This window comes from Cupriavidus sp. 8B, assembly GCF_054589115.1.
Window position 1 is genome coordinate 1 of the sequence record NZ_BAAILO010000162.1, and the last position, 6,043, is coordinate 6,043.

Consider the following 6,043-nt stretch of genomic DNA (forward strand, 5'->3'; position numbering starts at 1 on the left):
CTCGACGGGCGAGAAACTGCCCAATGACCGATTCGGCCGCCGCGCAGCCGGGAAGTTGGCAAAAGCGCAGCGCGCTCGCAAGCACAAGCGGCATATAGCGAAGCTGCACGCCAAAGTCGCGAACGCGCGCGCCGATTTTCAGCACAAACTTGCGCTCGATATAGTGCGCCGGTTCGATTACGTCGCGGTTGGCAATGTGTCCGCCTCTAAACTTGCCAGAACCAGGATGGCAAAGAGCGTCTATGACGCGTCCTGGTCGTCCTTCCGAGACAAGCTCCATTACAAAGCGATTGCGCACGGCGCCACGTTCGAAGAAGTGAACGAAAGCGGTTCTACCCAAGCCTGCTCGTCGTGCGGTTCCAATGACAGCACAACGCGGCCGAAAGGTATCGCAGGCTTGCGAATAAGAGAGTGGACTTGCAGCAGTTGCGGAGTTGTACATGATCGCGATACCAATGCCGCGCTAAACATTCTCCGATGCGGACGTGCATCGCTAGTAGTAGGAATCCCCGTCCTTTAGGACGGGGAGGACGTCAAATGTCCACCAAACAAGGCGCTCCCGGCTGGCGCACGATCAGTAGGCCAGTGGTTCAGCTGATCAGCCCATCAGTGCATCACCCCGAGCAAGCAGCTTCACCTAGCGATACGATTCATGAATCCCAATTCCGACACCCACGCACGCCCAGCCATCCGTTCCTTGACGCAGCTTGAAGGGCGCGTGCTGGCCGTGCTAGTCGAGAAGCAGCACACGGTGCCGGACACCTATCCGCTGTCGCTCAATGCACTGACATCCGGCTGCAACCAGAAGACCGCGCGCGCGCCGGTGATGAATGCCTCCGAGGCCGAGATCCTCACCGCCATTGATGGCCTGAAACGCCTGAGCCTGGCCATGGAAGGCAGCAGCAGCCGCGTGCCGCGCTTCGAGCAAAACATGAAACGCGTGCTGGGCGTGCCGAGCCAGTCGGTCGCGTTGCTCACCACGCTGCTGCTGCGCGGGCCCCAGACGGCCGCGGAGCTGCGGCTGAACTCCGCGCGCCTGCACGCATTTGCCGATATCTCGTCGGTCGAGGTGTTCCTGGACGAGCTGGCCGCCGCCGAGCCACCCTTCGTCGTCAAGCTGCCGCGCGCTCCCGGCGGACGCGAAAACCGCTGGATGCACCTGCTGTGCGGCGAGGTCAGCGTCGATGACATCACCGAGCGCGGCGGCACCGACGACAACATCTCGCCCTCCGAGTTCGAGGCGCTCAAAGCCGAGCAAAAGGAACTGGCCGAGAAGGTGAACCGGCTTCAGGCGCTGGTGGAGCGCATGGCGGGCGAGCTGGGCATTGCGATCGACAAGAGCGCGCTGTAGGCCTTGGTCGCCAGTACCAAGTACAAATATTCCAGTTGGAAACATTGTGCTGCCGCATCCCGCAGGCTGCGCGCAGCCTGTCGGCGCGCCACAACAGATGTCGTTGGCCCGATTAGTGCTTGCGCGTATGATCGTGGATAGCTGCACCCTATCCACCGCGAGGCCGCAAACCAGATTCTCCCGGCTTCGCCAAGCGCCCCATGGCGCAGCCTTTCAGGGCAGATAAGGACACTACGCTGTCACAATACTGTCCTTGAAAGGCCGCCATACTTTGCAGTCCAAACACGTTGAGGCCTTTGACGATGCGCGTGACGATTCGCACCATTACCATTCCAGGAAGCCAAGGCCGGGCCGCCCTTCACCAGGCCGTCGTGTATGCCACGACGGAGCAGGAGGCTGCACCACTCATGACGAGTGACTGGAGCCAGCGCGAGCCCGAAGTCTTCATGGCCGCCCAGACTTGGGCAAGACGCAATACCTACATCGTTTCGAATCCCCGCACTGGTGCATTCTACGGGAGCCCTGCCGGGCGCTAGGCTGCGCTATCGACAGTGCACAAGGGGCGCTGCATAAGCGCCCCACCGTCAAGCACCAGGGCCCGATGCAGACATCGCGCGCCTTGCGAGTGCCTTCAACGAAGGCCGGGCTTCCTTCGCTCTGACAATTTCGATCCCTAATGTATGGACATGGCGCGTCTCGCCGATCACGGCGCGGCGCGGGCACCTAGCGTGGCCGTCATGGCCTCGCGCAGCGCCAGCAGCAAGCGGCTGTCCTCATCGGCTTTGCGGATGACCAGTGAAATCTGCAGCGTGGGCACCTCGCTGCCCAGCCGGATGATCCGCACCGGATAGATCTGGCAAATGCCCGGGTCCATCAGTTGCACTAGGGAGACGCCAAGCCCGGCGCTGACCATGGCGACGATGGCCGGCACGCTGTCGAGCTCCAGCGCGCTGCGCTTGCCCGGTAAGCAGGCATGGACATAGCGCGCCGCCATCGCCCCGGTGACCGTGCCGCGGTCGTACCGGATCCAGTCGTGCTTGTGCAGCAGCGTTGACACCGAACTGGCGCGCTCGCCGGGCGGGGCGATCAGCACGATTTCCCGTTGCGTAAGCGGATGCCAGCGCAAGCCGGACAGCCGGCCTTTTTCGGGCTGGGCCACAACCGCCGCATCCAGTTGCCCCGCCTTGACGGCATCCATCAGCCCCGCGCTGCGCCCGCGTGTGGGGCGCACCGCCAGCCGCGGGTAGCGATCCTTCAGGTAACGCAGCGTGCCGGGCAACAGCACCGGCTGGATCGACTCGATCACGCCCAGACGCACCGTGCCGTCGATGGCCACCGTGGTGCGCCGCCGCAGCGCATTGAGGTAGTCCAGCCCCCCGCGCATCGATGCCACCACCTCGTGCGCGGCGGCCGTCGGGCGAACCTGCAAGCCGGAGCGATCGAACAGCGCCTGCCCGAGATAAAGCTCCAGCTGCTTCATCTGCATGCTCACCGCGCTGGGCGTGAGATGCATCACGCTTGCGGCGGCCGCAAACGAGCCTTCCTCGATCACCGAGCGCAGCGTCGAAAACGCCTCCAGCTTCATCAATATTCCTTATCAAGGCTTCGAAATATCATCACTACTTCTTATCTCCACGCAAGCTTAGACTAATCGCACGGATCCAAGCAATCCCGCGCATCCAAAGCAATCCAAAGCAATCCAACGGAGACAAAGACACCATGACCGCCTTCAACCCTGTGGCCTGGACCGCCTCGGAAGCCGCCAGCAACGCCTCATGGATCCAGCACCTGAGCGCGCAGGAGGTGGCGAGCATCGATGCCGCCCTGGCCCACGCCAAGGCTTGCCGCAAGCCGTTTCTCGACATGACGCAGGCGGACTTCCCGCTGGACGCAGCCGCAGGCGGCGCGCTCAAGCGGGTGGTCCAGGCCACGCAAGGCCGCTGGGGCATGTGCCTGCTCAAAGGCTTTCCGGTGGACCGCTGGACCGAGGACGACACGCGCCTGGCCTACTGGGGCATGGGCTTGCACATGGGCGTGGCGCGCACGCAGAACCGCGCCAGCGATTTCCTCAATGACGTGCGCGATATCGGCGCCGCCTACAAGACCAGGAACGGGCGCGGCTATAACACCAACGCCGGCCTGGATTTCCATTGCGACTCCAGCGACGTGGTTGCCCTCCTGTGCCGGCGCGCGGCAAAGAGCGGCGGGGAGAGCAAGGTGGTCAGCTCGATGGCCTTGCGCGATGCGTTCGTGCGCAGGCGGCCGGACCTGGAGGCGGTGCTTCGAGCGCCCTTTTACTTCAGCTACCAGGGCGCGCAGGATCCCGCGCAGCCCCCGTACTATGCCTTGACGATCCTTGGCAATCATCCGGACTGCTTTGCGCTGCGGACCAACCGCAAGAACATCGTCGCCGCGCAGGCGGACTTTGACACCGTGCCGCGGCTGACCACCGCGCAGCATGAGGCGCTGGACCTGCTGGACGAACTGATGACGGACCCGAGCCTGTGCTTTTCCATGTCGCTCGAGCCGGGCGACATGCAGTTGCTGAACAACTACGTCACCATCCACTCGCGGACCAATTTTGAAGACTATGAGAAGATGGACCGCAAGCGCCACCTGCTGCGGCTGTGGCTGGCGGTGCCGTCGGCGCAGCCACTGCCGGACGACTGGGCGGTGTACTTCGGCGACACGCGTGCCGGCGCGGTCAGGGGCGGGCTGCGCGGCAGCGCGATGCCGGCCGCCTTTGTTGCGTTTGAAGCCCGGCAGGCCGCAGCCGTTGGCATGCCCTTGCGGGCCTGGGCTCCCGCCGCGCCCGGCGAGGCGTTGACGAACTGATGCGCTGACACACCGCAGCACTGACATAGCAGGCGGCAAGCCCACGCGCGGCGGGTTCGACCCCGCCGGCGCCATACAACAAGATGACGGAGACAACATGCAACGACGTGACTTCCTGGCGCTGCTATCCGCAGCCCTCATGCTCCCGCCCGAGCTCAGGGCGGCGACCAACGTGACCAAGCTGCTGGTCGGCGCCACGCCGGGCGGTGGCACCGACATCGTGGCTCGCTCGCTCGCGGTGGAGCTGGAAAACCGGCTGGGGCACACGTTTATTGTCGACAACAAGCCGGGTGCGGCCGGCAATATCGCGGCGGGCGCGGTCGCCAAGGCCGAGCCCGATGGCGGCACGCTGCTGCTGAGCTACACCAGCCATGCGATCAATCCCTCCTTGTTCCAGAAGCTGCCGTTCGACACCCTCAAGGACTTCACGCCCATCAGCCTGGTCGCCAACTCCCCGCTGATCCTGGTCGCCCGGCCTTCGCTCAAGGTGAGCAATCTGCGCGAAGTCATCGCACTGGCCAAGGCGCAGCCCGGCCATCTCAGCCTCGCCGTGGCCGGCGTCGGCAGCGCCAACCATCTCGCGGGCGAAATGCTCAAGGCCGAAGCCGGCGTCGATATCGTCAGCGTGCCGTACAAAGGCGCGGGGCCCGCCGTGGCCGATGTGGTGGGGAGCCAGGCGGACCTGTTGCTCAGCAATGTGGCCACCGTGCAGCCTTTGCTGAGCGCGGGCAAGCTGAAGGCGCTTGGCGTGAGCACGCTGCAACGCCTGCCGGCGTTCCCCGATGTAGCGCCGATCGCCGATGTGCTGCCAGGCTTCGATTACAGTTCATGGTACGGCTTGTTCGGCCCGGCCGGCATGCCGGCCGACCTGGTCCAGCAGATCGAAAAAGCGGCGCGCGCCGGCGTGGCCTCGCCGGCCATGCGCAAGCGCCTGCAGAACGAAGGCTTGGTGCCGGTGGGCAGCAGCGCGCAGGAGTTCTCCCAGTTCGTGCGCAAGGAGATCGATCGCTGGGCCAAGGTGGTCGCCGTCACCCATACCAAGATTGCCTGACAATCAGGCATTGAGCCCCCATTAAACCGGCTACCAATGGCCACCAATGGCCACCACCCCTGGAAAACACAATGACAACTCCATCCCTCGCCGACCGCCTGCGCCAACCGCGCGTGCTGCTGGTGCCCGGCGTCTACGACGCGTTCTCGGCGCTGGTCGCCGCGCAGGCGGGATTCGAGGCGCTCTACCTGTCTGGCGCCGCCGTGGCCTACACGCAGCTCGGGCGCTCCGACGTCGGCCTGACCACCGCCACCGAGACAGTGGATATCGTCGGCAGGATCACCGACCGCGTTGACCTGCCGCTGATCGTCGATGCCGATACCGGCTACGGCAATGCACTCAACGTGATCCGGACCGTGCGCACGCTGGAACGCGCCGGCGCGGCCATGATCCAGCTCGAGGACCAGACCTTTCCCAAGCGGTGTGGCCACCTGGACAATAAGCGCGTGGTCGCAACAGCCGAGATGTGCGGCAAGCTGAAAGCGGCCCTGGACTCGCGCGCCTCATCGCGAACCCTGATCCTTGCCCGTACCGATGCGGTGGCCATCGAAGGACTGGATGCGGCGATCGATCGCGCCGAGGCCTATGTGGAATGCGGGGTCGACGCGCTGTTTATCGAAGCCTTGCGCACCGAGGAAGACATGGCGCGCGTCTGCGCGCGCTTTGCCGGGCGCATCCCCCTGCTGGCCAATATGGTGGAAGGCGGCAAGACGCCGGTTCAGAGCGCCGCCGAGCTCGCCGGCAAGGGCTTCCGGATCGTGATTTTCCCGGGTGGCGTGGTGCGCTTCATCGGCGCGCAGATGAAG

At 64.7% G+C, this 6,043-nt stretch carries 6 protein-coding genes; 5 read left to right on the forward strand and 1 reads right to left on the reverse strand.

Annotated elements, in window-relative coordinates; all coding sequences use genetic code 11:
• A partial coding sequence (locus tag ACYP5B_RS16625) for an RNA-guided endonuclease InsQ/TnpB family protein (protein ID WP_459570431.1) occupies nucleotides 1-520 on the forward strand: 520 nt, incomplete at its 5' end.
• Between the two features lie 132 nt (nucleotides 521-652).
• Complete coding sequence (locus ACYP5B_RS16630; protein WP_400102702.1) at nucleotides 653-1,351, forward strand: YceH family protein; 699 nt, start codon at nucleotides 653-655, stop codon at nucleotides 1,349-1,351.
• Nucleotides 1,352-2,054: 703 nt separating this feature from the next.
• On the opposite strand, the gene ACYP5B_RS16635 is transcribed toward ACYP5B_RS16630, so the two are convergent.
• Nucleotides 2,055-2,936: a LysR substrate-binding domain-containing protein gene (locus ACYP5B_RS16635; protein ID WP_459570432.1), complete on the reverse strand. Its 882-nt coding sequence runs from the start codon at nucleotides 2,934-2,936 to the stop codon at nucleotides 2,055-2,057.
• A 134-nt stretch (nucleotides 2,937-3,070) separates the two neighbouring features.
• On the opposite strand from ACYP5B_RS16635, the gene ACYP5B_RS16640 reads away from it, so the two are divergent.
• From ACYP5B_RS16640 to ACYP5B_RS16650, 3 genes are all read left to right on the forward strand, one after another.
• Nucleotides 3,071-4,186: a TauD/TfdA family dioxygenase gene (locus tag ACYP5B_RS16640; RefSeq protein WP_459570433.1), complete on the forward strand. Its 1,116-nt coding sequence runs from the start codon at nucleotides 3,071-3,073 to the stop codon at nucleotides 4,184-4,186.
• Nucleotides 4,187-4,283: 97 nt separating this feature from the next.
• A complete protein-coding gene (locus tag ACYP5B_RS16645) occupies nucleotides 4,284-5,237 on the forward strand; it encodes a tripartite tricarboxylate transporter substrate binding protein (protein ID WP_400102699.1) in 954 nt (317 codons plus the stop codon).
• 71 nt (nucleotides 5,238-5,308) lie between these two features.
• Nucleotides 5,309-6,043: isocitrate lyase/PEP mutase family protein (locus ACYP5B_RS16650; protein WP_459570434.1), on the forward strand; the 735-nt coding region annotated here is incomplete at its 3' end.